This window comes from Lysobacterales bacterium (genome assembly GCA_019634735.1).
Classification (GTDB): domain Bacteria; phylum Pseudomonadota; class Gammaproteobacteria; order Xanthomonadales; family UBA2363; genus Pseudofulvimonas.
Genome location: JAHCAT010000001.1, coordinates 175,183 through 201,255 on the forward strand (window position 1 = coordinate 175,183; position 26,073 = coordinate 201,255).

Genomic DNA, 26,073 nt, shown 5'->3' on the forward strand with positions numbered 1-26,073 from the left:
TCGAGGAGAACCGTCCCGGGGCGCGCCCCTCCCAGGGCGCCCGCGAGCACGGCAGGCAGTGGTTTTCCAAGCTGTCTGATGCTACCACGCAGGATCGCCGAACCGGCCCTGCTGGATGCCCTGGAATGCCTTGCCGGGCCTTGGGTTTCGGGCGCGTCACGGACGTGGCTGCTGCGCGTTCCGGATTCGCCCGGTGGGTGCGCGTTGCGCTTCCGACCGGGTCGAGTCCCGCGCCTTGCCGGATGAGCTCGGCTTGGCGCCACCGGAACGTGTCAACCCGGTCCGGGGCTCATGGGACAGGACGCCAGGAGCGAGGGACTGGCACCGGCCCTATCGAACTGGATGCGAGCAGGGGCCAAGTTCCGGTTCAGGCACCTGCAGTGAGGTCCTGAGGCGCACCACCCTGCGGCCGGAACGAATATTCCACTATCGAGCGCCCGACGCTTGCGCATTGTGGCAAACGGTGGGAAGGTGGCGCTGCCGTTCCACGGCAGTGAAGTGGACGTCCTGGGCAACTTAGTCATCACGCCCGAACCGGGGCAGACGCAGGAAGCGGTCCGCCACTACGGGTACGACGCGCTGTCGCGGCTGACCGAGGTGCGCGACGCCAACCAGGTCCTGATCGAGGCGCAAGTGAGCGTTGTCGTTGAGCCTGGCAGGACGCCGACTGCGAAGTCAGGCGCATGTGGGGTGCAATGGAGCAAACGGAGCCTAGGATTTCGTGGAATGTACTTTGTGAGGATATTCCGACAGGCACACCAGCCCCTCGTCGGCGACGCTGGAAGCGTGGATCTTGGGCGCTTACCTGTTTTTGACTTGGAACAGCCCTTTGGTCTCTTTCGCCGCGCGGGTGAATTCAAGAGGACGCACGGGAGATGGTTCACCGACCAGGCGCCAGTGTTTGGTCCACGTTTGCTAGGTTTCCTGCTGGTTGCAGCATCACTTCTGGCCTCGTGTTCGAGGACGGTGGGATGCGCTCATCTCCACGAAGAAGATCCTCGTCTGGCAGTCCAGTCACTGCGCGAAGCGGCGGAGGCAGTAGACGGCAAGGATTTCGCTGGCTGGATTGATGATGTGGTTGGCTATGCGCAGCGCCGAAAGGAGCTGGCTCTTCTTTGTATGCCGGATTGCGATGTCGCTCGACGGCAGCGATTCTGGGACCTGTCGTATGCCTACCGCATGATGGGCGACCTTCTGCGGGACTTCGGGAGCTCCGGATCCGAATCCGGACGGTTGGAGCACTCTGCGCAGCAGGCGGAGATCCTCAGACGCTTGGACTACATCACAGAAACCGTCGAATTCTTCGACGCGAAGCGGGTACGCGGCGACTATTCGGTCGACGTGACATGTCCGCAGGGCGCTTTGGGCCGCGAAAAAAACTAGCTGCAATGCCCGAGGTTTCGGGTTGGTTCGCAGGTGTCGGTTCAAGGCATCTCCGCAGGAAAATTCGCTCAAACGAAACCCCACCCCCGCCCCCCGCGCGTTGCTACCCTGCATTGCCACCAGATGGGCGAAGCACATGCGTCGCTGGCTGATCGGGGGCGCCGCTGGGCGACGCCGCCGCCGGGAGGTCCAATCCACGATTGATCGCCTGACGGTTGCGCTTTGTGGCAAACGGTGGGAAGGTGGCGTTGCTGACCCGCTGCCTCGAGGTCGATGTCCTGGGCAACATCATCGCCATCACGCCCGAACCGGGTCAGACGCAGGAGGCGGCCCGCCGTTGCGAGTACGACGCGCTGTCGCGGCTGACCGAGGTGCGCGATGCCAATCTGGCCCTGATCGAGGCGTTCGGTTACGACCCGACCGGTAACCGCACCACCAAGACCTGGCAGGGCAACCAGCAGTCCTATGTATATGCCCCCGGCAGCCACTGGCTGCTCGACACCGGCACGGACCAGCGCACGTACGACGCCGCCGGCAACCTGGCGCAGCGCACGGAGGGCCGCACCGAGTTCGGCTACGAGCATGGCGCCCACAACCGTTACCAGCGCCATCTCGTCAACGGTGCCGAGATCGCCCGCTACGCCTACAACGGCCACGGCGAGCGCACCTGCGCCTGGGTCGGCGAAACATTGACCCGCTTCGTCTACGACACCGGCGGACGCCTGCTCGGCGAGTACCAGGCCAGCGGCAAGCCGATCATCGAATACGTCTATCTTGGCGATCTGCCGGTGGCCGCCTTCGCCACGCACGGACTCGTCTACATCGAAACCGACCACCTGGGCACGCCCCGGGTGGTGGTCGATGCCGCGACCAATGCGACGCTGTGGCACTGGCCGCTTACGGGGCGTGCGTTCGGCGAGCACGACCCGGTGGCGCCGGCCCAGGAGGGCAACGCACCGTTCGTGTTCGGCCTGAGATATCCCGGGCAGCGGGCGGATGGCGAGTCGGGGTTGAACTACAACTACTTCCGCGACTACGAGCCCAATACGGGTCGCTATACTCAGTCTGATCCGATCGGTCTGATTGGAGGGATTAGCTCCTACAGCTACGCAAATTTGAGCCCAATGCATTATATTGACCAACTTGGCCTGTTCGCTGGATACTCTTGGGAGTTGGATCCCACCAGCCCAAGGCCAGGTAGGGCCTGCAAGGAAGATCTATGTAATCCACTACCCGTGTGCCAGTGGACATATTCCAAGTTCAGCGAGTGTCTCGATTTTTGTACGTCAAGAACGAACCTTCCTGAGTTTGCTATTGCCGCTCTGGCACTCACAGCTCCGGAAGTCTTCGAGTTGCCTAATGGAACCAATGCGCCCCCAAAGCCCTATGCCGACTGTGGGCCGCTGAGAAAGGCTGCTAGGTGGGCGAAATGGGGCACTGGAGCCTACGCTGTCGCCTCCGGTTTCTCATGCAGCGCCGCCTGCTTACACTTCCCTTGCCTTGTGGACTACCAGTAATGATCGTGGAAAAGTGGTTTGCCGCGATCTTCTTTATATTATTTGTAGTGCTTGAGAGGTGGGGGTATGCTGCGTTCACGGGAATGGCACTTGTCATAATTCATGTCCTGAGCCGAAAGCCTCGCGGTAAGGGTGGCGACTAGGCGGAATTGTCCGGAGTCCATGGCCGAATGGCGTGGCCGGTGCCCTTCCCGAAAAGGACATGGCCGACAAGGCAAGTGACGATGGTCAAGCGCCTGGCCGCCGTCGGAGCAGGGGTCGAGATTTGGCTTGCTTTGCTGTGTGGTCGGCAGGCGCCATCCTGCCAGGGCCCGGACGAGCGGGTGAGTGCAGCGGTGTTCGCTGCGCCGCGGCCCGTCGGTGCGCGCGATCGAGCGACAGTGGGTGCGAAGGAGGGCAGGCCATGATGTGGGTGCTCAAGTGTGCTGCCGTGATTGCGACCTTGTGGATGGCCTACGCACTGGGCCACCTCCATGGGTCCACGTACGTGCATCTCGAGGCCCTCAACAACACATGGACCTGGCACAAGCTTGTGCGCCATGAGGCGGGAGTGGAGTCGAACGCATCCTGCCAGCGGTCGCTGCGCTCACTGGCAGGGCTGCTGGAGGGATCCGTGCAGTCCCACGCGGAACGCCTTGCCTTGCTGCCTCAGCCACTCGAGTACGCGGCTTCGCTGCCGACACTCCTGAGTTCGCTGCCCCGCCTGGGTCTCCCATCGGATCTCCCGGCGGCGGGCGACCTGCCTGGGGAGGCCACTTGCCGTAGCGCGGGCTGTGCGGGCGAAGACTCCGATGGACCGTGACACCTGTCGAAGCGCTTGCGCAAGATCGGGGGCGGCAGGCACATGCGGATCGAACCCCCGCAGTTGCCGACCATGACGCGGGCGCCTGACGATCGCACCGCACGGAGGGGCTGTCGCGTGGAAGGTGCCCTGGCGCCGGATTCCGTCGCCGTTCCAGGAGCTACTGGCCTTTTCGCCGCGCCAGTGGGGGAGCGTCGATTCGCCTCGACCCTGATCGCCGGGGAGCTGGCGAGGTCGTGAATCAATCCCCGGACATTCCAGAGGGTGCCTGATCGTGAGCAGTTCTGATCGCTTTCCGCGTCGTCGTTACCTGAAGGTTCTTGTCCTGATCGTACTGGCCTGGATGTTGGTCCTTGCGTGGTGGCTGTGGTGGTCGGCCGGGGCGACGGGTGGTGCGCCGGTGGAAGTGGAGCTCATGTTCATCGGGGTTGCGACGATTCTCGGGTTTCCATCCAGCCTTATGGCGTTGGCAGTGATCTACCTGGCTGGCGAGCTTGTTGACGCGGCGCACACCGGGTACCCATACGCGGTAATCGGATACTGGCTGGTATTCCTGGCTTGTTCCTTACTGCAATGGACGGGGATCCTCTGGTGGCTAGATCGCCTCCGGGCTGCGCGGAGTGCGCGATCCTGACCGACCAGGCATCTCATCCGCCTTCGCGTCCGCATCTCCGGCCAGGGGGCAGGTCAGGAGCACACATGTACCGCCACGCATTGCGCTTCGGCCTCCTGATTCTGGTTTCGTTGCTTCTTGCCTCATGCGCGAAGCGCTTCCTCTGTGCGGACATCGCGGAGGAGGAGCTTGGCGAGCTGGTCTCTGAGCTCCAAGCGACACTGGTGCAGCACAACGACGAAGAACTGCAGGAGTGGATCGACACCACAGTCAAGGCCGCGCGCGAGCGCAAACATCATGCTTTGCGTTGCATGCCCGAGTGCGATCAGAAGTGGCGGCAGATGTTCTGGGATCGCTGGTATGTGTACGGGAGTTTGGAGAGCCTGATCGGTGACTTTTCAGATCCCGCGCTGGCCGGAGTTGACGAGCAGTCCAGTGCGGGGCGTGAGGAGATCGTCAGGCGCCTGGAGTTCGTGTCCGAAATCGTCGGCAGCCTGGAGAGAGCGCGGCAGCGTGGCGGGTACTCCCTTGGACCGACCTGTCCCGATGTGGTGCCCGACTGATCCCGGGTCGGGTTGGCCCCGGTAGACCGGCGAAGGAAGTTCCGCTGATCGGGGGCTGGAACCCCACCCCCGCCCCTCGCGCGTTGCTACCCTGCATCGCCACCAGTTAGGGGAAGCACATGCGTCGCTGGCTGATCGGGGGCACCGCTGGGCCACGCCCCCGCCGCCGGGAGGTCCAATCCACGATTGATCGCCTGACGGTTGCGCTTTGTGGCAAACGGTGGGAAGGTGGCGTTGCTGGCCCGCTGCCTCGAGGTCGATGTCCTGGGCAACATCGTCGCCATGGGTCTTATGAAGATGTTGCTGGGATACTCGGCATTGGTCGTATTGGCACTGAGCTTCGCAGCCCTTTTGTTTGTGGGCGGATCTGCGCTTGGTTTCTTGTTCAAGCCTGCCGGGCTGGTTGTTGTTGCAGTTGCTGGGACCATCTTGTTGGCCTTCTGGGTCTCCATGTTGATGGATCATTTCCATCATTACGCGCCTGAGTCCGCTCGGCTTGTGACGGTGTGCTTGGTCTTCCTTGGGGTATTCGCTGCTGCGGCGTACTTCATGCTTGTAGTTGTGCCGCGCGCATCTGCAACGCGACGGCAAGCCGACGTGCCGCGGTAATGTAAGGCGGCTATCCGGGGATCACGATTCGCCGCTGTCGTAGGGCATATCCGAGGTGTTGTTTGTAAGAACGGGCGCGCCGCGACCATACAATTGACGTGACATGCTCCAGCACGCCCTGAGTGGTGGTGGTCAGGTTGGGCGCGCCTCTGCGCGTGTACCGTATGGCCAGCAATTTGTCTGATCGAATCAGATGCAACTTTCATGATGACTACCACCAAGGTATCCCTGCTGACGAGTGACTCGGCAAAGGAGCGTGCCCTGGTGACGTGGCTGCTCAAGCGGGAGGCTTTCCTGGTGGAGATGTCCAACAAGGATTGGCGACTGTTCCTCAAGGTCCTGCGGTTGATGGAGGAATCCGACGCGAAGCCTGTACTGGGTGGCATCCTGAATGCAATGCGGCTTCCATTGGCAATAGGAAAGCTGATGCGATCCTGTGCTTCCGTTGCACCTCTCATGGAGGTTGCGATAGCCGGCAAGGTTGATATCGAGATGGTGGATGCTCGCGACGAGGTCGTTGTTGCAGCAGTGCGGCCGAGGCTCGCCTCGTCTGAGGAGTGAAGTGGTGAGCTGATTCCGGGCGTGGCCCGGATGTCGTGGCGGTGGGCGCCCGCGCCAACCCCACCCCCGCCCCCCGCGCGTTGCTACCCTGCATCGCCACCAGGTAGGGGAAGCACATGCGTCGCTGGGTGATCGGGTTCGTGGGGTGGGCTGCGCTGTTTCTGGGCGCGGCGGCGGTGCCGGCGCAGCCGGCGGTCGAGGTGCCGGCGGCGCTGGCGCCGTGGACGGCCTGGGTGCTGGAGGGTCATGAACACCGGCGCTGTCCGTTCGTGCTGGGGCAGGGGCCGGGCGGTGCCGGGCAGCATGCCTGTGCCTGGCCCGGGCTGCTCGATCTTGCGGTGACCGCCGAGGGCGCCCGCTTCAGCCTGGGCTGGCGGGTGCTGGCGCCGTCCTGGGTGGCGCTGCCGGGCGAGGCGCGGCATCCGCCGCTGGCGGTGACCGTCGATGGCCGGCCGGCGGCGTGGCAATGGCGGGGCGGGGTTCCGATGCTGTGGCTGGCCGCCGGCGAGCACCGCATCGAGGGTCGCCTGGACTGGACGCGCCGGCCGGAACGGCTGGCGGTGCCGGAGGCGATCGCCCTGCTGGCGTTGCGCCTTGATGGCGAGCCGGTGCCGGTGCCCGAGCGCGCCGGCGCCCAGCTCTGGCTGGGCCGGCGGCAGGTCGAGCAGGCGCAGGACAGCCTGGGCCTGAAGGTGTTCCGACTGCTGACCGACGGCGTGCCGCAGCGACTGGAGACGCGCCTGCAGGTCGAGGTCGGCGGCCGCGCCCGCGAGATCGTGCTGGGGCCGGCCTTGCCGCCAGGGTTCGCGATCACCGCGCTGGACGGTCCGCTTCCCGCGGCCCTGGACGGCGAGGGCCGGCTGCGCGTGCAGGTACGCCCGGGCACCTGGGTTCTAACGTTGCACGCGCGCGGGAAAGAGATCGGCGCGGACTTCGCCGCCGCGACGGCACCGGCACCCTGGCCGGCGCAGGAAGTGTGGAGCGTGCAGACCGATCCCGGCCTGCGCGTGGTGCAGCCGGAAGGGACGCGGCCGGTCGATCCGGGCCAGGCCGGCTCGCCCTTCGACGGCAGCCTGCCGGCCTTCCTGGTCGACGCCGAAGGCGGACTGGCGCTGGCCGAACGCAGTCGCGGCCGCCCGGTCGGGGCGCCGCACCGGCTGTCGCTGACGCGCGCACTGTGGCTGGACTTCGACGGCCGCGGCCTGGTCGCGCGCGACCGCATCGGTGGCCAGCTGGCTCAGGGCACCCGCCTGGACATGGCGCCGCCCTGGCGCCTGGAACGCGCCAGCGTCGACGGCCAGGACCAGCTGCTGACCGATGCCGGGCAGGGCACCGGTGTCGAGCTGCGCCAGACTCGCCTCGACCTCGCCGCGACCGCGCGCCTGGCCGGCTGGCACACGGTGCCGGTGGCCGGCTGGCGGCACGCCTTCGATGGCGCATCGCTGAGCCTGCAACTGCCGCCCGGCTGGTCGCTGGCGCATGTCTCGGGCGCCGACCGGGTGCCGGCCGCCTGGACCGCGCGCTGGCGCCTGCTCGACGTGTTCCTGGCCAGCCTGCTGGTGGTGCTGGCGCTGCGGGCGCTGGGGCCGCTGCCGGCGGTCGTGGTGCTTGCCTACTTGCTGCTGGGCTACCACAGCGCCGGGGCGCCGCTGTGGACCCTGGTGGCGCTGCTGGTGCTGGCCCTGGTGCGCGGCTGGCTGCCATCCGGTCGTGTCGACCGGGCCGCTGTCGTCACCGGGGGCGTGGCCTTCGTCGCGGCGGTCCTGGTCGCCCTGCCGTTCGCGGCGGGCCAGGTGCGCCTGGCGCTGTACCCGCAGCTCGAGCAGGACCGCGTGCTGTCCGGTCAGGAAGCGGCACTGGCGCGCCATCGCCAGGCCAGGAACGAGGTCGCGCCGGTGTTCATGGAGCCGCCCACGGAAAGTGCCGAGGCGACGCTCGACCGCGTCGAGGTCACCGGCAGCCGGATGCAGGCCCTCCGGGCCCCGGCGGCGCCACCCGCGCCGGCGGCACCGCCCGTGGCGGTGGAGCCGGCGCCCGCTCTCGACGAGTATCCGGCCGACACCGTCCTGCAGGCCGGGCAGGGCGACCCGGACTGGCACTGGCAGCACGTCGACATCCTGCTGTCCGGGCCGGTCGCCGAAGACCAGACGCTGCGCCTGTGGCTGAGTCCACCCTGGCTGACCCGCCTGGGTCGTCTGGCCCTGGTGGTGCTGCTGGGCTGGCTGCTCTGGCGCCTGCGGCCGGGCCAGGATGCCCGGGCCCTGTTCCGCGGCCTGCGCTGGCCGGGGTCCGGTCACGCCGCGGGGGCCACGGCGCTTCCGGCCGCTCTGCTGGCAATCGCGGGGTTTCTGCAGCAGGCGCCGGCGCTGGCGCAAGCAGGCGCCCTGCCGTCGCCGGAGCTGCTCGCCGAACTGCGCGAGCGCCTGCTGCGCGCGCCGCCCTGCGTGCCCGATTGCGCGCGCCTGGACCGGGCGGAGATCGAGCTCGACGGTCGCCGCCTGCGCCTGCGCCTGGACTTCGATGCCGCGGCCGACGTGCTGGCGCCGCTGCCGGAAGGCGGCCGCCTGAGCGCACCGGTGGCGGTGCGGGTTGGCGGCAGCCAGGTGCCGGTGCTGCGCCGCGATGGCCAGACCTGGCTGCGTCTGCAGCCCGGTCGCCAACAGGCCGAGCTGGAACTGGTGCTGGCCGCCGGCGACGCCGTCGACCTGCGCTTCCCGCTGGCGCCAGGCCGTGTCGCAGTGCGTGCGCCGGGCTGGGACGTGTCCGGACTGGACGGCCCGCGCCTGCAGGGCGACAGCCTGCAGCTGGCCCGGCAACGCCAGGTGGCCCCTGCCGGCCAGGACGATGCCGAAGACGTCGCCGCGGGCGTCGAGGCGCCGGTCTTCGTGCAGGTCGAACGCACCGTGCACCTGGGCCTGGACTGGACGGTCTCGACGCGCGTGCTGCGCGTCGCGCCGTCGTCCGCGGGCTTCACGGTGACGGTGCCGCTGCTGCCTGGCGAGCGCCCGCACGACGATCGCCTGGAGGTCGATGACGGCCAGGTGCGCCTGGCCTTCTCGCGCGGCCAGCAGCAGGTGGCCTGGCGGTCGTCGCTGCCGGTGACCCCGCAGCTGCGCCTGGAGGCACCCCCGCTGGCGCAGCGCGCCGAGCGCTGGCTGGTGGTGGTCGGGCCGTTCTGGCGGACCGGCTTCTCCGGCACGCCGGCCCTGGCCAGCGGCGACCCGGGCAGCACCTGGCACTTCGCACCCTTCCCCGGCGAGCACCTGGTGCTGGAGGTCGCGCGCCCGGGTGCGTTCGCGGGCAGCAGCCAGGCCATCGACCGCGCCCACCTGCTGGTCGTCGGCAATCCCCGCCTGACCGAGGCACGGCTGAACTACGTGCTCCGTGCCACCCGTGCCGGCCAGCAGAGCCTGCGCCTGCCGGCCGATGCCGAACTGCTGTCGGTGGCCATCGATGGCCGAGCCCACCACCTGCTGCCCGAGGACGGCGTGCTGACCTTGCCGGTGCTGCCCGGCAGCCGTCGCGTCGAGCTGCTGTTCCGCCAGTCCGGCGGCGTCGGTCCGTGGTGGCGCAGTCCGGCGGTGGACCTGGGTGTGCCGGTCGCCAACCTCGATCTCGAGATGGCGCCCCCCGGTGGCCGCTGGCTGCTGTGGGCGCACGGCGGCGGGGTCGGTCCGGCCGTTCTGTACTGGCCCTACCTGGTCGTGCTGCTGGCGGTCGCCGTGGCACTGGCGCGCACCGGCCTGACGCCGCTGGGTACCGGCGCCTGGCTGCTGCTGGGCCTGGGCTTCTCGACGGTGTCCTGGCAGGCCGGGGCCGTGGTCGCGGCGTGGCTGCTGGTGCTGGGCTGGCGCGGCAGGCAGGCGGACCTGGCCGGTCACCGGGCGTTCGCGCTGCTGCAGGTCGGCCTGCTGGGCCTGACCGCGATCGCGCTGCTGGGCCTGCTGACCGCGATTCCTGTGGCCCTGCTCGGCCAGCCGGAGATGCATGTCGCCGGCAATGGCTCCAGCGCCAGTGTGCTGCGCTGGTTCTTCGACCGTACCGGCGATGGCCTGCCGCAGGTCGGCGTGCTGAGCCTGCCGCTGTGGCTGTACCAGCTCGCCATCCTGGCCTGGGCGCTGTGGCTGGCCAATGCGCTGCTCGGCTGGCTGCGCTGGGGCTGGGGCTGCCTGGGTCGCGGCGGGCTGTGGCCGCAGCGGGCGGTGCAGGGTGGAGCGGCAGTCCAGGATGCTGCGTCGACGACCGATGCGGCACCGGTGCCATGAGCTTCGTGGTGTCCTGGAGCGGCGGCAAGGACAGCGCGCTGGCGCTGGCGCGGGCACGGCAGGCCTTGGGTGACGACGGCATCGTGCTGACCATGTTCACCGAGGGCGGCGAGCGCTCGCGTGCGCATGGCCTGGTGCGCGCGATCCTCGAAGCCCAGGCAACTGCGCTGGGCCTGCCCCTGGTCACCGGCTCGGCGACCTGGGACGACTACACGCCGGTGTTCGTGCGCACCCTGGCCGGTCTGCGCGAACGGCAAGGGGTGACCGCTGCGGTCTTTGGCGACATCGACCTGCAGGCCCATCGCGACTGGTGCCTGCGCGCCTGCGCCGAGGCCGGCGTCGAGTGTCTGCACCCCCTGTGGGGCGAGCCGCGCGAGGCGCTGGTGCAGGAGGCGATCGCGCGCGGCATCGAGGCGACCGTAGTCGCGGTGCGCGCCGACGTGCTGGCGCCGGACCTGCTCGGACGGCGACTCGATGCCGGTCTGCTCGCCGAGTTCGCGGCGACCGGCATCGACCTGGCCGGCGAGCAGGGCGAGTACCACACGGTGGTCACCGGCGGCCCGGGCTTTCGGGCACCGTTGCACCTGGAGCCTGGAGCGCGGGTGCTGCGCGACGGCTACTGGTTCCTCGACCTGGCGCTGGCCGCGCCGTGAGCGTGCGGATCCCGGCGCTGCGCCTGCTGGCGGCGGCGCTGGCGCTGGCCGGCTTCGCCGCCAATTCGCTGCTGTGCCGTGCCGCCCTGGCCGGCACCGGCACCGATCCGGCCAGCTTCACCGCGCTGCGGCTGGCCAGCGGGGCGGTGGTGCTGGGTCTGCTGGTCTTGCCACGGCAGGGCCAGCGGCTGGCCGGCAACTGGCGCGCGGCACTGTGGCTGTTCGCGTATGCCGCGCTGTTCTCCTGGGCCTATCTGGGCCTGACCGCGGCGACCGGTGCCTTGCTGCTGTTCGCGGCGGTGCAGGTGACCGTGGCCGGTACCGGCCTGCTGGCCGGCGAGCGGCCGGGTGTGGCGGGTCTTGCCGGCCTGCTGCTGGCCATGGCAGGTGTGGTGGTGCTGCTGTTGCCAGGACTCGCAGCCCCGTCGCCGTTGGCGGCGGGCGCCATGCTGGCGGCTGGCGTCGCCTGGGGCCTGTACACGCTGCGCGGTCGCGGCAGCCGCGCACCGCTGGCCGACACCGCTGGCAACTTCCTTCGCACGCTGCCGATGGCCGTCGCGCTGCTGCTGATCGCCTGGCCCGGCCTGCGCATGGATGGGCAGGGCGCGCTGCTGGCGGTGCTGTCCGGCGCTTTGGCCTCCGGGATCGGCTATGCCCTGTGGTATGCGGCGCTGCCGTGGCTGCCAGCCGTGACCGCCGCCAGCCTGCAGCTGACGGTGCCGGTGCTGACCGCGGTGGCGGGTGCCGTGCTGCTCGCCGAAGCGCTCACCCTGCGAGTTGCAGTCGCCGGCGCCATGGTGCTGGCCGGCATCGCGATGGTGCTCGTCCGGAGACGTCGCTGCTGAGGCGGACAGGGGACGCGCGAAGCGATACGGGCCCGGGCTGTCCCCGGAGCCACGCCGCCGGCCGGCTAATCAGCGTCGTGTCTCAGCTCCGGATCGGGGACCAAGGGCCAGGACCCGGTGTTCGGTGAGCGCAGCGCGCTGTGCTCCTCTCTCCCCGTGGGAGAGGGGCCGGAGGGGAGGGCGGGGCGGGCCATGATCTGCATCGCTGCCGGCGCAGCGGCGTGCGCTGGCCGGGGCGGCCCTCTCCCCCGCCCCTCCCCCGCAGGCGGGGGAGGGGAGAAGTGCGGTGCCGCGGCCAGTCCGGGACTCGGGACTCGGGACTCGGGACTCGGGACTCGGGACTCGGGACTCGGGACTCGGGACTCGGGACTCGGGAATCGGGAATCGGGAATCGGGAATCGGGAATCGGGAATCGGGGTGCGCGACTTGGAGCGCGCGCTGCTCCCCTCTCCCTCTGGGAGAGGGGCCGGGGGAGAGGGTCGGGGCTGGCCATGATCTGCATCGCTGCCGGCCCAGCGGCGTGCGCTGGCCGGGGCGGCCCTCTCCCCCGCCCCTCCCCCGCAGGCGGAGGAGGGGAGAAGTGCTGTGCCGTCGCACTGGCGATACGTCGCCTGGCAGTGGACTGAGGCACGATGCCAATCAGATCCTGGAGAGGGGAGAAGTGCGTTGCCGTCGCACCGGCGACGCGCCGCCTGGCAGTGGGCAGAGACTCTACGCCGATCAGGTCCGGCCGGACTGTTCACGTGGAGGCGAAGTGCGGCCGTCGTCGTCGAGTCGTGGTGCGGTCAGCGGACCGTTGCGCAGCATCTGCGTGACACGGCGTCGTTCCGACCAACGGGAGCCGACTGCGCCACGGCGCAGAGAACGGCGGGCGCAGCAGGGGTCTCATGGAAGGCCCGGGTCAGTCGTAGTCGACCACCAGCACGCGGCCGTCGAGGGCACTCACCTTCAGTTCGACCTTGCGGCCGTCGCCATCGTTGGCGTCGAGTTCCCAGATGGCATCGTCCAGATCCAGGTCGCGCACCTGCGTGTAGCCCTGCGATTCGACGGCGGTGCGCACCTGGTCGGCGCTCATCAGCGCGGTGCCGGCGCGGGCGTCCAGCACCTGGCCGGTGCCCGGATCGACGTGGACGTCGTACCAGCGGCCATCGGCGCCGCGGACCTTGGCTTCCCAGAGCCCGTCATCCTGTTCGATGTCGCGGATCTCGTTGTGGCCGGCCTGCTGCAGGGCGGCGCGGACACCGGCGGCGTCCTGGACCTGGGCGATGGCCAGTCCGCCGGCGCCAAGCGCGGCGACCAGGGCAAAGGCGAGGGAAGTGCGCTTGATCATGGCGTGTCTCCTGGGATTGCGAGCGGATGCGTCATGTGGCGATTCGGGCATCCAATCCGGACACCAATGTCGCCAACTATGCGCGGCGCGCCTGAGCGCAGCATGAGTGGCTCCCGTGGTCTAGACATGGCCTTCACGAAACCGCGCGCGGCCGCTTTGGTCGGGCGCCATGCGCTTGCGACTGTGGGCTGTGTCGGCGCTTGCCTCGAGCGATCGCCGCGGCGGCGGCCGATCGCCGCGCCGTGGCGGTGGGTCAGATCTACGCCGTGTCCGCCTGCGCCGTCACCCTCCACCACCGCGCCGCCTGTGCCACGGGAGACCTCGACGACCTCCCTGCTGGCCTCGCGGGATATCCGGACGGGCGACCGCAGGCGCCTGCGGCCACCGAAGACTGCAGCGTCCCTACCAGGGCCGATGGGCGATGCGGATACGATCAGCCGTCCTGCAGTCCCGGCGGATCCGCGTCGGTGAAGTCCTCGACCACGCCGCGGTTGTCGTTGGCCATTCGCGGCGGCGAGACGGCGCCGGCGCCCAGGCCGCGCTGCGCGAAGCCGGCGCGGCAGCGCCGGTAGTCGTCCTCGCCACCGGTGCGCACCGCCACCAGGATGGCATTGCGCGCCTCGGTCCAGGTCGCATCCACCGGGAACAGCTTCAGGCCGGCGACCAGGCTGGCCAGGAACCGCCGGTGCGCGGCATCGAACCCGCGCGCCGGCGTGGCGGCCAGGATGTTGCGGGCGCATTGCCACAGCGCCGAGGCCCAGATCTCGCCTGCGGTATGGATCTCGTGCTGGGTCAGCGAGCGCAGCTTCCAGTCGAAGATCGGCAGGCCCGCCGGCAAGGGGTTGTCGGCGCTGATGTGGCGGAAGGTCAGTGGATTGATCGCCATGCTCGCCGAGTACGGCAACCTGCGGATGCCATGCCAGTGGGCGTGGTCGGGATAGCCGGGCGATCCGGCCGGCGGATAGGGGTCGGCCGGAAAATCGTACTCGCGGTTCCAGTAGGCGCCGACCGGGTAGGCGCCATGGAAGTCGCCGGTGCCCGGCGCAGCGTGCCGCTGGTTGGCCTGCACGCCGACGAACATGCCGATGAAGTCGGCGGTGCCCTCATTGAGGGCACCCTGCTGGCCCTGGTAGCGCATCGTCGTCAGCCGCGCGAACATCGTGTGCGCCCACTCGTGGGCGAGCACGCCCAGGTCGAAGCCGCTGACGTCGCGGTTGCCCAGGCTGAAGGTGTTCAGGCCGAGGCTGATCGCCGGGCTGGTCCCGTCCCCCGGCACGAAGGCGAAGGTGTTCGGGAAGCCGGCATGCACCAGCAGGCGGTCGCCCGCCAGCCCGCCGCGCCCGAAGTTGTCGTGCTGCATGTTGCCCGCCGCCTCATCGAAGCCGGCGTCGTAGAAGAGGTCGTGCAGCCAGTTGGCGGCATAGAACGACTGCACGATCTTGGCGCGCAGCTGCGGCGATCCGGCGGGCACCGGCGTGGCCGTTGCGCCCGGAACCTGGAAATAGTCCTGCGGCGCCGCGCCGACGTCGTAGTGGTAGTCGAACGCGCCGCGGCCCGCCAGTGGTGCGCGAAAATCGCCGTTGCCGGCATTGAACGCCGGACCCCAGCTCGCGAACAGGTCCGGGTGGAAGCGACCGGCTTCCACCCGCAGGCCATGGAAGAAGGCATCGACGTTGTTGCCGACCGTGCTGCTGGCATTGGCCGGCAGCCACGGGTCGCCATCGCCCTGGCGGGCGTGGCGCAGGTAGACCAGGGTGCTGGGCGCCGGCTGCGCGGGCAGCCAGGGAGAGCGCTGGCCCTCCGGGTGCGGACTGGTACGGCCGTAGGGATCGGTGTAGGGGACGCCGCGGCGATCGGCCATCACGCGGTAGCCGAATTCGGCCTCGGGGCAGGCCGGCGGGCAGGACTGGCCACGCCCCTGCGGGCGAACGTCGTGCAGCAGGCTCTGCCGGCGCAGCAGCCGGCCGTCGTCGGCAGCCAGCCACAGCGACAACGCGACCAGGCTGCCGCGTGCGCTGTCATGGCCGACCAGTTCCACCTGCCAGGCAGGCACCAGCCCGTTCTCCGTCGCATACCACCAGGGCCGCGCGCGGGCAGGCTGCTGCGCAGTGAAGCCGGCGGAGGGGGTCAGTTCGATACGGTGCCAGGGCCCCTGTTCTGCCAGCTTGCGCAGCGGCTGGGTGGGCGACCCGGTTCCGCCGGTGGCGGCCGTCAAGGCGGCTGCGACGGCGCCCTGCGCATCGAGCACGAACGCCTGACCTGACGAGGGTGCCGCGCTCAGATCGGCCAGCACCACGGTGGCCGCACGGGTCGCGCCGTTGCCATCGAGCAACTCGGCGACACCGGCACCGAACACCGGCACGCCTTCGTGCCATTGCCGCCAATGCCGCACCGGCAGGGCGGACGCGCCGGACAGCGCTTCCGGACGGTCCGCCCGCAGGGTCGCGAGGAGCGCGACCGGCAGGCCGGTGGTGACCGGCTCAGAGACGCGCTTCGGGACCGACGGTGTCGGCAGCCAGGAGATGCCGCGCGTCAGTGCCGGACCGTCCGCGTGCCCGCCGGCCGCATCGTCCTGGCTGGCAAGGCAGGTTGCCAGCGGCGCCAGGGCCAGCGTGGCCAGTGCCGTCATGCGCACGCCGGCGCAGTGCGTCCGTGTCATCGCGAGCTCCATCGTGGGTCAGTCGCGAAGATAGGACGAATTGATTCGTAGTGCCAGCGGCCCGACGGCGGTCGCTGCGCGACCGCACTGCCAGCGGGCAGGCTAAAGCGTGCTGGCGAAGAAGCGCAGGCCGTCGCCGCCCACCAGGGGCATCGCGACGCCCGCCTCGATCTCGATGTCGACGAACCATGTGATGCGCGCGCGCAGGCCCAGGCCGACGCTGGCGTAAGCGCTGCGCTGGGGCTCGCCGAACACGTTGCGTCGCGCGCCCGCGACCTCGACGTTGGCCAGCATGCGCAGCCAGTCCCAACCCAGCGGGCGAAGATACTCGCCCGACACGTACCAGTAGCTGTCGCCGCGGATGGTGTCGCGATCGTAGCCGCGCATGCGCGAGGAGCCGCCCAGTTCGAAGGCGTTGCGGCTGCGCGGCCCGCCGCTCAGCACGCCGCCGGCGGCGATGAAATGCACGGTCTGGTGGTCGCGGCTGCCGATCGCGCGGTAGTCGCGCCAGGTCGCCTCGAGGCGCTCGTAGCCGTAGTCCGAGCCCAGCCAGCCGTCGCCGGCGTACTCGGCGCGGGCGACCAGGCTCTTGCCGGTCTGGCTGTACAGGTTGAAATGGAAGTCCTGGTATTCGGCGGTGGCGACCAGGGCGGTCGCGTGGCCATCGGGCGGCGGCGCGAACTGCCCCTGGGTTTCCTGGTGCTGCCAGAACACGCCGCCGCCCAGGATCCAGCCGCGCCTCGGCCGGGTATCGCGCAGGTCGTAGGAGGCCAATGCCTGGAACTGGTGGAAGTTCTCGTCGAAGGCGCGACCCTGGCGGTCGAGGGTGACCTGTTCGGTGCGATTGACGAAAAGGCCGACCGACCATGGCGTGTCGCCGATGTACGGGGCGGTATAGGAGACCCGCGCCGAACGCTCGCGGTCGCGGTCGGCTTCGGAACGGATCTCGCCCTGCTCGACGTAGGCCACCATGCGGTGGTTCAGGCCCCACAGGTTGGACCAGCGCAACTGCGCGCCATAGCTGTAGTCGCCGTCGGAATTGCCGTCCAGGCGCGGGATCGGAAGCAGGTAGCGCTTCTCGCGCACCGCCACCACCAGCAGCACCTGGTCGCCCTCGACCACTTCCTCGACCACCACGCGCCGGAACAGCCCGAGGTCCTGGATCGCCTGGCGGGTATCGGCCAGTCCCTGCGGGGTGGCGACGTCGCCGACGCCCAGCGCAAGCTCACGGCGGATCACCCGTTCGTCGGTGATCGCGTTGCCGGCGATGCGGATGGCGGTGATGCGCCGTTCCGGTTCGTTCGTGCCTTCCTGGGCGGTCGCCGGCAGGGCCAGGCCAAGGGCGATCAGTTGAACCAGCAGTCGTGTGCGCATGGCCATCAGACTCGCTGGAATCGGCGCGGCTGGCAAGACCTCTCGAACAGCCCCCGGGACTTTCCTTCAGGTTTGTCCTCGCGCTGCGGGCGGCGGCGGTCGGAACGCCGCCTGTGACCTGCATTCCAAGCGGGCGTGAAGGAGGCGTGCAGGCGCGGGGAGGAGGCGCCGCTGCCAGTGCGCGGGACACAGGCATGCGGGAGCGGATCGCGCTGCCCTCGCCGGGATCCCGGGTCGGGCCACGGTCCGGCCGCCACGCCGGAGCGCGCTCAGCCGGGAAGTTCGACGGCGTCGAAGTCCGGCCAGGCAGGATGGCCGTTGCGGTCGGCGACGGGGCCGCCGCGCTCCAGCAGGCCGGTATGCAGGCCGGCCTCGCGGGCGGCGTCCAGCTCCTCCACCACGTCGGACAGGAACAGCACTTCGTCACCGTTCCGGCCGATCTCTTCCAGGATGGCCGCATACGAGGCCGCCTCGCGCTTGCCACCGACGGTGGTGTCGAAGTGCCCGTCGAACAGGCCGGACAGGTCGCCGGCCTCGCTGTGCCCGAAGAACAGCCGCTGCGCCTTCACGGACCCGGAGGAGTAGACGTACAGGTCCAGCCCGTCCGCCTTCCAGGCCGCCAGCCGGGCCGGCACCTCGGGATAGACATGCGCGCGGAACTCGGCGCCCGCGTACCCGGCATCCCAGATCATCCCCTGCAGCGCCTTCAGCGCAGTGTGCTTGCGGTCGATGTCGATCCAGTGCAGCAGGGTGTCGAGGACCTCGGGGGCATCGGGCCCGGTACCGATCTCGTCGGCCACGTCCTGCAGCCAGCGCCGGACCTCGGGGTCGTCGCGGTGGCGTGCGACGAAGCCGGGCAGGGCGCTGCGCGCGTAGGGGAACAGGACGTCGTGCACGAACGAGATCGAGCTGGTGGTGCCCTCGATGTCGGTGATGATGGCGCGCAGGGCCATGTCAGCCGGCCTGCCCGGGTTCGTAGCGCGGGTACTTCGCGGCGATGTCGGCGCCGGTGAAGTTGGCGACCCAGCCGGCCGGGTTGGTGAACAGGCGGATCGCCACGAAATGCGGCGCCGGGCCCATGTCGAACCAGTGCCGGGTGCCGTCGGGCACGCCGATCAGGTCGCCCGCCTCGCAGCGCACCTCGTAGACGCGCTCGCCGACGTGCAGGGTGAACAGGCCCGAGCCGGCCACGAAGAAGCGCACCTCGTCCTCGCTGTGGGTGTGTTCGTCCAGGAACTTGCGGCGCAGCGCCTCGCGCTCGGGATGGTCGGGCGACAGGCTGATCACGTCGACCGCCTGGTAGCCGCCCTCCGCCTTGAGCCGCTCGATGTCGGCAGCGTAGGCGGCCAGCACCTTGTCGGGCGCGTCGCCCGGCTGCACCGGCTGGCCGGCCTGCCACTGCTCGAAGCGCACGCCGATGCCGGCCAGGGCGCGGGCGATGCCGGCGTGGTCGTCGATCACCTCGACCGGGGTGGCGGGATCGGCCTCGGTGAAGATGCGCAGGCGGCTCATGTCCGCAGTCTCCTCAGGTCCAGTTCGCAGTCCAGCAGGAATTCGAAGGCCTCGACGTGGCGCATCGCCTCGGCGCAGTCGGCGCCCCAGGCGTACAGGCCGTGGCCCTCGATCAGATAGCCCCAGGCCGGGCCGCCGCCGTCCAGCCAGGCCTCGACGCGTTCGACCAGGTCGGGCATGTGCTGGGTGTTGGCGAACACCGGCAGGTCGATGGCCAGCTCGTGGCTGGCGTTGCCGGCCAGGGCCTTGAGCATCTCGTAGCCGGCCAGGCGCACGCCGCCCTGGTCGGCCAGCAGCCGCGAGGCGACCGTCTGCACCTTCGAGTGCGTATGCAACACGCAGCCGATCGCCGGATCGCGCCGGTACAGGTGGGTATGCAGCAGGGTCTCCGCCGACGAGCGCCGGGCGCTGCCCACCGCATGGCCATCGAGGTCGACGGCCATGAAATCGTCGCGGCCCAGGGCGCCCTTGTCGCGGCCCGACACGGTGATCGCCGCATGGCCTTGGTCCAGGCGCAGCGAGAAGTTGCTGCTGGTCGCGGGTGTCCAGCCTCGCCCCGACAGCCAGCGACCGGCCGCGGCCAGGGTATCGGCGGCGGCGTCCAGTCGGGCGGGGTCGAAACTCGGCATCGAGGCGGCGTCCGGGAGGTGAGCGATGGCGACCCCGGCAGGATTCGAACCTGCGACCTTCCCCTTAGGAGGGGGACGCTCTATCCAGCTGAGCTACGGGGCCGGGAGCGCGGATTCTCGCACAGCCGGCCGTTCGGCCGACGTCCTCGCCGGCGCAGGTCGCGCGCCCGACCGGGCGCGACGCCTGCCCTGGCGCGGATGTCGCCATGCGGCCACCGGGCCGTCCTCCGCGTCGCCCGGTGCGGACTGGTATGAAAGCGACCTACCATGTGCGGGACGGGAGGGGCATCGATGGCCGAGGGCGCGCGCTGCTGGTGGTGCGGGGACGACCCGCTGTACGTGGACTACCACGACAACGAATGGGGCAGGCCGCAGGGCGACGACGTGCGCCTGTTCGAGAAGCTGTGCCTGGAGGGCTTCCAGGCCGGCCTGAGCTGGATCACCATCCTGCGCAAGCGCGAGAACTTCCGGCGCGCCTTCGAGGGCTTTCGGCCGGAACGGGTGGCCCGTTACGGGGAGCCCGAAATCCAGCGCCTGCTGGCCGACGCCGGCATCGTCCGCCACCGCGGCAAGATCGAGGCGGCGATCGGCAACGCCCGGCGCACCCTGGAGGTGATCGACCGACACGGCTCGCTGGCCGCCTTCCTGTGGCGCTTCGAGCCCGACCCGGCAACCCGGCCGCCACGGATCGACCGCAGCACGGTCGCGACCCTGGTCACCAGCCTGGAGTCCCAGGCGATGTCGAAGGCCTTGCGCAAGGAAGGCTTCCGCTTCGTCGGACCGACCACGATGTACGCGATGATGCAGTCGGTGGGCATGGTCAACGATCACCTCGAGGATTGCCCGGGCAGGGCCCCGGCGCTGGCGGCGCGCGCGGCCTTCGTGGTGCCGCGCTGACCTGGGCTGTCGTGCATAGCGCACGGCGCGCATCTTCCCGCCGGGCAGGCTGCGCCCAGGCAAGGGAACGGACACGCCCCCAGGAGGCCAGGTTGCGCCAGCGATCCACGGTTGGCACGAAAACTGCTGGACCCACGGGGTCCGGGCCATCCAGGCCCTTTGCCCGAAGGAGTTCCCCATGTTCCGACTGATCCGCAAGGTCGCCGTGCTCGCGATCGTGGCCCGCCTGGGTCGCTGGTGGAAGACCTCGTCGCGCAGCGCCGGCGGTCGCCGCCAGGCGGCCACCGCGCAGTCGACGCGCCACGCTCGCTGAGCGCCCTGCCGCCAGCCGTCCTGCGCGGGACGGCTGGCGCGCCCCCGGGTCCGTCCGGCCGCGGCCGACGGTTACCCCGGAAACGACAAGGGCCGGCGAGAGCCGGCCCTTGTCGTTGCTACGTCGTTGGTGGAGCGGAGGGGGATCGAACCCCTGACCTTCGCGATGCGAACGCGACGCTCTCCCAGCTGAGCTACCGCCCCACGACAGGCGCGGAAGTTTAGCCGCGGCTGCCTCAGGCGCGCAAGGACGGGGGCGCCGGGGACCTAGCCGTGCGCAGCTGGCGGGCCGCGCACGGATGGGCGTGGACGCGGCGCAGCGTGTCACGAGGCTACCGGGCGGCCCGGCCTCTTGGGTTGCGACCGGGGCTTCAGCGCCCCGGACCTCAGCGCAGCGTCCGCGGTCGCGCGCGCGGCGCAGGGCGGCGGGCTGCGGCCGGATGCGGCTTGCCGGGCGGCGGGTCGGCGTCGGCCGCCTTTGCGGCCGTCTCGCGCCGCAGCCAGTGGCAACGCCAGCCGGCACCGCGCTCCTGGGCCAGTTCCCGGGCCAGCCAGGGCAGCCAGCTGCTGGCGGCGTCCTGGTCCAGCTTCCAGGGCGGGTTGAGCACGGCCAGGCCGCTGCCGTTCATGCGCAGTGGCGAATCGGTGGCGCGCACCCACAGTTCCAGGGTCAGCGCCGACTTCACGGGCAGATCGCCGAGCTGGCGCAGGAAATGGGCCACGGCGCTGGCCTGCTTGATCGGGTACCAGATCGCGTAGACCCCGGTCGGGAAGCGGCGCAGGCCCTCGCGCAACGCCGCGATGATGGCGTCGAACTCGGCTTGCTGGGCCTCGTAGGGCGGATCGATCAGCACCAGGCCGCGGCGTTCCGGGGGCGGCAGATGCGCCTTCAGCGCGTGGTAGCCGTCGCCCTCCAGCACCTGGACGCGGCGGTCGTGGCCGGCAAGGCGCTTGCGCAGGGCCTCGGCTACCGCGGGCTGGGACTCGCACAGCAGCAGGCGATCCTGACCGCGCAGGGCGTCGGCGGCCAGGCCGGGCGAGCCGGGATAACGGTGCAGGCGCTTGCCGCCCTCGTTCCAGGCCGCCACCGCAGCCAGCCAGCGCGCCACCGCCGGCGGCGCGCCGGTGGCGCCCCAGAGCCGGCCGATGCCCTGCTGCCACTCCCCGGTGCGGTCGGCATCCCCGGCCAGTTCGTAGCCGCCGGCGCCGGCGTGGCTGTCGAGATAGAGCAGGGCGCCGTCCTTGGCGGTGAGCAGGCGCAGCAGTTCCAGCAGGGCGACGTGCTTGAGCGCGTCGCCGACGTTGCCGGCATGGAAGCTGTGGCGATAGTTCATGAGGTGACCGGGCCGTGACCTTTGGGGGGTGGCGCCGGGCGCCGGGTCGGTTAGCTTAGCGGGCGCGCGCGCCGCCACGGCGCCGGGAGGTCGTCCGATGTCCACAGCTACAGCCCCCACCGTCGCCCGCCGGCGGCGTCCCTGGCCCCTGCGCCTGCTCAAGTGGCTGGCGCTGACCGTGCTGGTCGTGCTGGTGCTGGGCGCCGGCTTCGCCTGGTGGCAGTGGAAGACCGACCGGCCGCTGACCGTTCGCTGGCTCTACGAGCGGATCTTCTTCGAGTACGCCCTGGGCGACCCGGAGATGCTGTCCTACCTGCGCGTGCTGCCGTCGTGGATGGACTTCTACTCGCACCGCCTGACCGACGCCTCGATGGCCCGCGGCGAGGCGATGCGCCAGAAGCTGCGCCGCGACCTCGACTCCCTGCGCTCCTACGACCGCGAGTCGATGGGTCCGGATGGTCGCCTGTCCTACGACATCCTCGAGTACTTCCTCGGCCAGCAGGTGCGCAACGAGCGCTGGCAGTACCACAACTTCCCGGTCAACCAGATGTTCGGCGTGCAGAGTTCGCTGCCCGACTTCATGGTGCAGATGCACGCCATCGGCAACGCCCGCGACGCCCGCAACTACGTGGCGCGGCTGGAACAGTTCCCGGTGAAGTTCGACCAGGTGCTGGAAGGCCTGCGCCATCGCGAGTCGATCGGCGTCCTGCCGCAGCGCTTCGTGGTCGACAAGGTGCTGGTGCAGATGCGCGACTTCATCGCCATGCCGCCGGAGGAGCACCTGCTGTACACGAGCCTGGTCGGCAAGCTCGACGCCCTGGACGGCAAGGTGGCCGGCCAGGAGCGCGTCGAGATCCTTCACGACGCACGCGAGGCGGTCGCCGGCCGGGTCTACCCGGCCTATGGGGCGTTGATCGGCTACTTCGAGCACCTGGCCGGCCGGATCGACGGCAACCATGGCGCCTGGTCGCTGCCGGATGGCCTGGCCTTCTACGACGACCAGATCGAGGTGCACACCACGACGCGGATGAGCGCCGAGGAGATCCACGCGATCGGCCTGGCCGAGGTCGCCCGGATCGGCGCCGAGATGGACGCCATTCTGCGCAGCCAGGGCCTGGAGGAGGGCAGCATCGGCGAGCGTCTGCACACCATCAATCAGCGACCCGACCAGCTGTTCCCGGACACCGACGAGGGCCGCCAGCAGATCCTGGACGAGTTCCAGCGCATCATCGACGAGATCTCCGAAGGCCTGGGCGACTACTTCGACGTCCGCCCGGCGGCCGGGGTCGAGGTGCGCCGGGTCCCCGAGTTCTCCGAGAAGACGGCGCCCGGCGCCTACTACCAGGCGCCGGCGATGGACGGCTCGCGGCCGGGCGTGTTCTACGCCAACCTGCGCAACGTCGCCGAGATGCCGCGCTTCGCGATGCGCACGCTGGCCTACCACGAGGGCGTGCCCGGCCATCATTTCCAGATCGCCATCATGCAGGAGCTCAAGGGCGTGCCGACCTTCCGCCGCCTGCTGGGCTTCACGGCCTACTCGGAAGGCTGGGCGCTGTACACCGAACAGCTTGCCTGGGAAGCCGGCTTCCAGTCCGATCCCCTGGACAACCTGGGCCGCCTGCGCGACGAGATGTTCCGCGCCGTGCGCCTGGTTGTCGACACCGGCATGCACGCCAAGCGCTGGACCCGCGAGCAGGCGATCGACTACATGCTGGCGCACACCGGGCAGCCGGAGACCGACGTGGTCGCCGAGATCGAGCGCTACCTGGTCAACCCCGGCCAGGCGCTGGCCTACAAGGTCGGCATGCTGAAGATCCTGGAACTGCGCGAGCGCGCTCGCGCCGCGCTCGGCGAGCGCTTCGACATCCGCGAGTTCCACAACCAGGTGCTCACCCACGGCGCCATGCCGCTGGCCCTGCTTGAGCGCATCATCGACGACTGGATCGCACGCAGCCGCACCGCCTGAGTGCCGCGCACGGGCGGGGCAGGCTGTGCAGTCTTGCTGCGCGCTCGAGCCAGGGCTGGCGCGGCAAGTCTCCGCATGATCGAACAGGTCGCGGCCCCGACGGGCGGCGGCGCCCCACTTCTTCCCCTCCCCTGCAGGCGGAGGAGGCGAGAAGTGGGGTGCCGCGGCCAGTCCGGGACTCGGGACTCGGGACTCGGGACTCTTGACTCGTGACTCGTGACTCGGGGTGCGCGACCTGGAGCGCGCTTTGCTCCCCTCTCCCTGTGGGAGAGGGGCCGGGGGAGAGGGTCGGGGCTGGCCATGATCTGCATCGGTGCCGGCCCAGCGGCGAGTGCTTGCTGGTGCGGTCCTCTCCCCCGCCCCTCCCCCGCAGGCGGGGGAGGGGAGAAGTGCGGTGTCGTCGCGCTGACGCCAAGCCGCTGGGCAGCGGGCTGAGACACGACGCCGTTCAGGCCGGGGGGAGAGGGCAGCCGCAGGGTCGCGAAGACCGCACGGTCCGTTCGGGCCGCACGCCGCGCAGCCCGCCGGCGGGGCCGTGCGCTAAGCTTCGCCGCCCATGGATTTCCAACTGCTTGCCTCCGACGGCGCTGCGCGCCGCGGCCGCCTCTCCCTGCCGCACGGCGTCGTCGAGACGCCGGCATTCATGCCCGTGGGCACCTACGGCACGGTCAAGGCGGTCCTGCCCGACCAGGTGCGCGACCTCGGCGCCCAGATCGTCCTGGGCAACACCTTCCACCTGTTCCTGCGCCCGGGCCTGGATGTCATCGAGGCGCACGGCGGCCTGCACGGCTTCATGCGCTGGGACGGCCCGATCCTCACCGATTCCGGCGGCTTCCAGGTCTGGAGCCTGGCCGAGCGCCGCAAGATCACCGAGGAGGGCGTGCGCTTCGCCTCGCCGGTCGACGGCGCCCGCGTATTCCTGTCGCCCGAGGAGTCGATGCGCATCCAGCGCGTGCTGAACTCCGACATCGTCATGATCTTCGACGAATGCACGCCGTACCCTGCCACCGAGCGCCAGGCGCGTGATTCCATGGCGCTCAGCCTGCGCTGGGCCGAACGCAGCCGGCGCGCCCACGAGGGCAACCCGAATGCGCTGTTTGGCATCGTCCAGGGCGGCATGTACCCGGACCTGCGCCAGGTCTCGGCGGAGGGGCTCAAGGCGATCGGCTTCGACGGCTACGCCATCGGCGGCCTGTCGGTGGGAGAGCCGGCCGCCGAACGCGAACGCGTGCTGGATGCCACGGTCCCGCACCTGCCCGCCGCGGCGCCTCGCTACCTGATGGGCGTGGGCCGGCCCGAGGACATCGTCGAGGCGGTGCGCCGCGGCGTCGACATGTTCGATTGCGTGATGCCGACCCGCAATGCCCGCAACGGCCACTACTTCACCGCCGGCGGCGAGATCCGCATCCGCAACGCCCGCCATGCCCTGGACACCGGGCCGATCGAGGAAGGCTGCGACTGCCCCGCCTGTGCCGGCGGCTTCTCGCGCGGCTACCTGCGCCACCTGGACCGCTGCAACGAGATCCTGGCCTCGACCCTGGGCACGCTGCACAACCTGCGCCACTACCAGCGGCTGATGGCTGGCCTGCGCGCGGCCATCGCGGCCGGTCGCCTGGACGATTTCGTCGCCGACTTCTACGCCCGCCGCGGAGTGGACGGTCCGCCGGTCTGAGGCTCGGTCCCGGCGCGGGGCAGGGGCGCGGCGACCGGATCGATGTGGCCGCCCCACGTTGGCGCGGGGCACCCGTCAGTCCGTTTCGCCCGCGGTCGGCGGCCTCGCCGCGACGCGCCGGAACGGCCGGCCGGACGGCCCGCCTGTGCCATAATCGCCGCCTTTGCGGGCACCGGCCCGCGCCTGCCAAGAGAGCCCGACCATGGACTTCCTGATCGCTTCCGCACATGCCCAGGCGGCCCCCGCCGCAGGCCCGTCGGCGATGCAGCCGCTGATCATGATGCTGATCTTCATCGCGGTGTTCTACTTCCTGCTGATCCGTCCGCAGATGAAGCGCGCCAAGGAGCACCGGTCGATGGTCTCGCAGCTGGCCAAGGGCGACGAGGTGATCACCAGCGGCGGCATCGCCGGCCGCATCACCGACGTCGGCGACGCCTTCGTGACCATTGAGATCGCCGACAACGTCGCCATCAAGGTGCAGAAGCACGCGATCGGCAACGTCCTGCCCAAGGGCACCCTGAAGGCCGGTTGAGCCCTGCCAGGCCGGCGCGCGCCCCCCATCCACCCAGACAGCCCC

General features: G+C 70.1%; 20 protein-coding genes and 2 tRNA genes. 13 read left to right on the forward strand and 9 right to left on the reverse strand.

The window, feature by feature from the left end; all coding sequences use genetic code 11:
* Window positions 1–471: 471 nt before the first annotated feature.
* From KF823_00700 to KF823_00740, 9 genes are all read left to right on the forward strand, one after another.
* Window positions 472–1,383 (forward strand): hypothetical protein, encoded by a 912-nt coding sequence (locus KF823_00700; GenBank protein ID MBX3724422.1) that lies wholly within the window; start codon window positions 472–474, stop codon window positions 1,381–1,383.
* A gap of 242 nt (window positions 1,384–1,625) precedes the next feature.
* Window positions 1,626–2,900: an RHS repeat-associated core domain-containing protein gene (locus KF823_00705; GenBank protein MBX3724423.1), complete on the forward strand. Its 1,275-nt coding sequence runs from the start codon at window positions 1,626–1,628 to the stop codon at window positions 2,898–2,900.
* A gap of 1,076 nt (window positions 2,901–3,976) precedes the next feature.
* On the forward strand, window positions 3,977–4,336 hold the full coding sequence (locus KF823_00710; GenBank protein MBX3724424.1) for a hypothetical protein: 360 nt from the start codon (window positions 3,977–3,979) through the stop codon (window positions 4,334–4,336).
* A gap of 65 nt (window positions 4,337–4,401) precedes the next feature.
* On the forward strand, window positions 4,402–4,878 hold the full coding sequence (locus tag KF823_00715) for a hypothetical protein (GenBank protein MBX3724425.1): 477 nt from the start codon (window positions 4,402–4,404) through the stop codon (window positions 4,876–4,878).
* 228 nt (window positions 4,879–5,106) lie between these two features.
* Complete coding sequence (locus tag KF823_00720) at window positions 5,107–5,487, forward strand: hypothetical protein (protein ID MBX3724426.1); 381 nt, start codon at window positions 5,107–5,109, stop codon at window positions 5,485–5,487.
* Between the two features lie 204 nt (window positions 5,488–5,691).
* Window positions 5,692–6,048, forward strand: a complete 357-nt coding sequence (locus tag KF823_00725) for a hypothetical protein (GenBank protein MBX3724427.1) — start codon at window positions 5,692–5,694, stop codon at window positions 6,046–6,048.
* Between the two features lie 116 nt (window positions 6,049–6,164).
* Window positions 6,165–10,313 (forward strand): hypothetical protein, encoded by a 4,149-nt coding sequence (locus KF823_00730; GenBank protein MBX3724428.1) that lies wholly within the window; start codon window positions 6,165–6,167, stop codon window positions 10,311–10,313.
* Window positions 10,310–10,966, forward strand: coding sequence for a diphthine--ammonia ligase (locus tag KF823_00735; protein ID MBX3724429.1), 657 nt, complete (start codon window positions 10,310–10,312; stop codon window positions 10,964–10,966). Before KF823_00730 ends, KF823_00735 begins: the two co-directional genes overlap by 4 nt.
* Window positions 10,963–11,811 carry a DMT family transporter gene (locus KF823_00740; GenBank protein ID MBX3724430.1) on the forward strand — a complete coding sequence of 283 codons (849 nt, stop codon included), beginning with the start codon at window positions 10,963–10,965 and terminating at the stop codon, window positions 11,809–11,811. Before KF823_00735 ends, KF823_00740 begins: the two co-directional genes overlap by 4 nt.
* Before the next feature lie 901 nt (window positions 11,812–12,712).
* Here KF823_00740 and KF823_00745 read toward each other — a convergent pair.
* The 7 genes from KF823_00745 to KF823_00775 all read right to left on the reverse strand — a co-directional run bounded on the left by KF823_00745 (window position 12,713) and on the right by KF823_00775 (window position 19,418).
* The gene (locus KF823_00745) at window positions 12,713–13,141 is read right to left on the reverse strand and encodes a PepSY domain-containing protein (protein ID MBX3724431.1); all 429 of its coding nucleotides are present in this window, start codon (window positions 13,139–13,141) and stop codon (window positions 12,713–12,715) included.
* Between the two features lie 433 nt (window positions 13,142–13,574).
* Window positions 13,575–15,800, reverse strand: coding sequence for a M36 family metallopeptidase (locus KF823_00750; protein MBX3724432.1), 2,226 nt, complete (start codon window positions 15,798–15,800; stop codon window positions 13,575–13,577).
* A 102-nt stretch (window positions 15,801–15,902) separates the two neighbouring features.
* The gene (locus KF823_00755; protein ID MBX3724433.1) at window positions 15,903–17,174 is read right to left on the reverse strand and encodes a BamA/TamA family outer membrane protein; all 1,272 of its coding nucleotides are present in this window, start codon (window positions 17,172–17,174) and stop codon (window positions 15,903–15,905) included.
* A 269-nt stretch (window positions 17,175–17,443) separates the two neighbouring features.
* Window positions 17,444–18,127 carry an acireductone synthase gene (mtnC, locus tag KF823_00760; protein ID MBX3724434.1) on the reverse strand — a complete coding sequence of 228 codons (684 nt, stop codon included), beginning with the start codon at window positions 18,125–18,127 and terminating at the stop codon, window positions 17,444–17,446.
* Between the two features lies 1 nt (window position 18,128).
* Window positions 18,129–18,686, reverse strand: a complete 558-nt coding sequence (locus KF823_00765; protein ID MBX3724435.1) for an acireductone dioxygenase — start codon at window positions 18,684–18,686, stop codon at window positions 18,129–18,131.
* Complete coding sequence (locus KF823_00770) at window positions 18,683–19,315, reverse strand: methylthioribulose 1-phosphate dehydratase (GenBank protein MBX3724436.1); 633 nt, start codon at window positions 19,313–19,315, stop codon at window positions 18,683–18,685. Before KF823_00770 ends, KF823_00765 begins: the two co-directional genes overlap by 4 nt.
* Window positions 19,316–19,341: 26 nt before the next feature.
* Window positions 19,342–19,418: transfer RNA gene (locus KF823_00775), tRNA-Arg, on the reverse strand.
* Between the two features lie 188 nt (window positions 19,419–19,606).
* Between KF823_00775 and KF823_00780 the strand changes: the two genes are divergently transcribed.
* On the forward strand, window positions 19,607–20,212 hold the full coding sequence (locus KF823_00780) for a DNA-3-methyladenine glycosylase I (protein MBX3724437.1): 606 nt from the start codon (window positions 19,607–19,609) through the stop codon (window positions 20,210–20,212).
* Between the two features lie 440 nt (window positions 20,213–20,652).
* Here the strand turns inward: KF823_00780 and KF823_00785 are convergent.
* Window positions 20,653–20,728: transfer RNA gene (locus KF823_00785), tRNA-Ala, on the reverse strand.
* 182 nt (window positions 20,729–20,910) lie between these two features.
* Complete coding sequence (locus KF823_00790) at window positions 20,911–21,858, reverse strand: 23S rRNA (adenine(2030)-N(6))-methyltransferase RlmJ (protein MBX3724438.1); 948 nt, start codon at window positions 21,856–21,858, stop codon at window positions 20,911–20,913.
* A 97-nt stretch (window positions 21,859–21,955) separates the two neighbouring features.
* Here KF823_00790 and KF823_00795 point away from each other — a divergent pair, with 97 nt between their 5' ends.
* The 3 genes from KF823_00795 (at window position 21,956) to yajC (ending at window position 26,028) form a co-directional block, all read left to right on the forward strand.
* The gene (locus KF823_00795; protein ID MBX3724439.1) at window positions 21,956–23,824 is read left to right on the forward strand and encodes a DUF885 domain-containing protein; all 1,869 of its coding nucleotides are present in this window, start codon (window positions 21,956–21,958) and stop codon (window positions 23,822–23,824) included.
* 556 nt (window positions 23,825–24,380) lie between these two features.
* Window positions 24,381–25,496: a tRNA guanosine(34) transglycosylase Tgt gene (tgt, locus tag KF823_00800; GenBank protein MBX3724440.1), complete on the forward strand. Its 1,116-nt coding sequence runs from the start codon at window positions 24,381–24,383 to the stop codon at window positions 25,494–25,496.
* A 202-nt stretch (window positions 25,497–25,698) separates the two neighbouring features.
* Window positions 25,699–26,028 (forward strand): preprotein translocase subunit YajC, encoded by a 330-nt coding sequence (gene yajC, locus KF823_00805; GenBank protein MBX3724441.1) that lies wholly within the window; start codon window positions 25,699–25,701, stop codon window positions 26,026–26,028.
* Window positions 26,029–26,073: the final 45 nt, after the last annotated feature.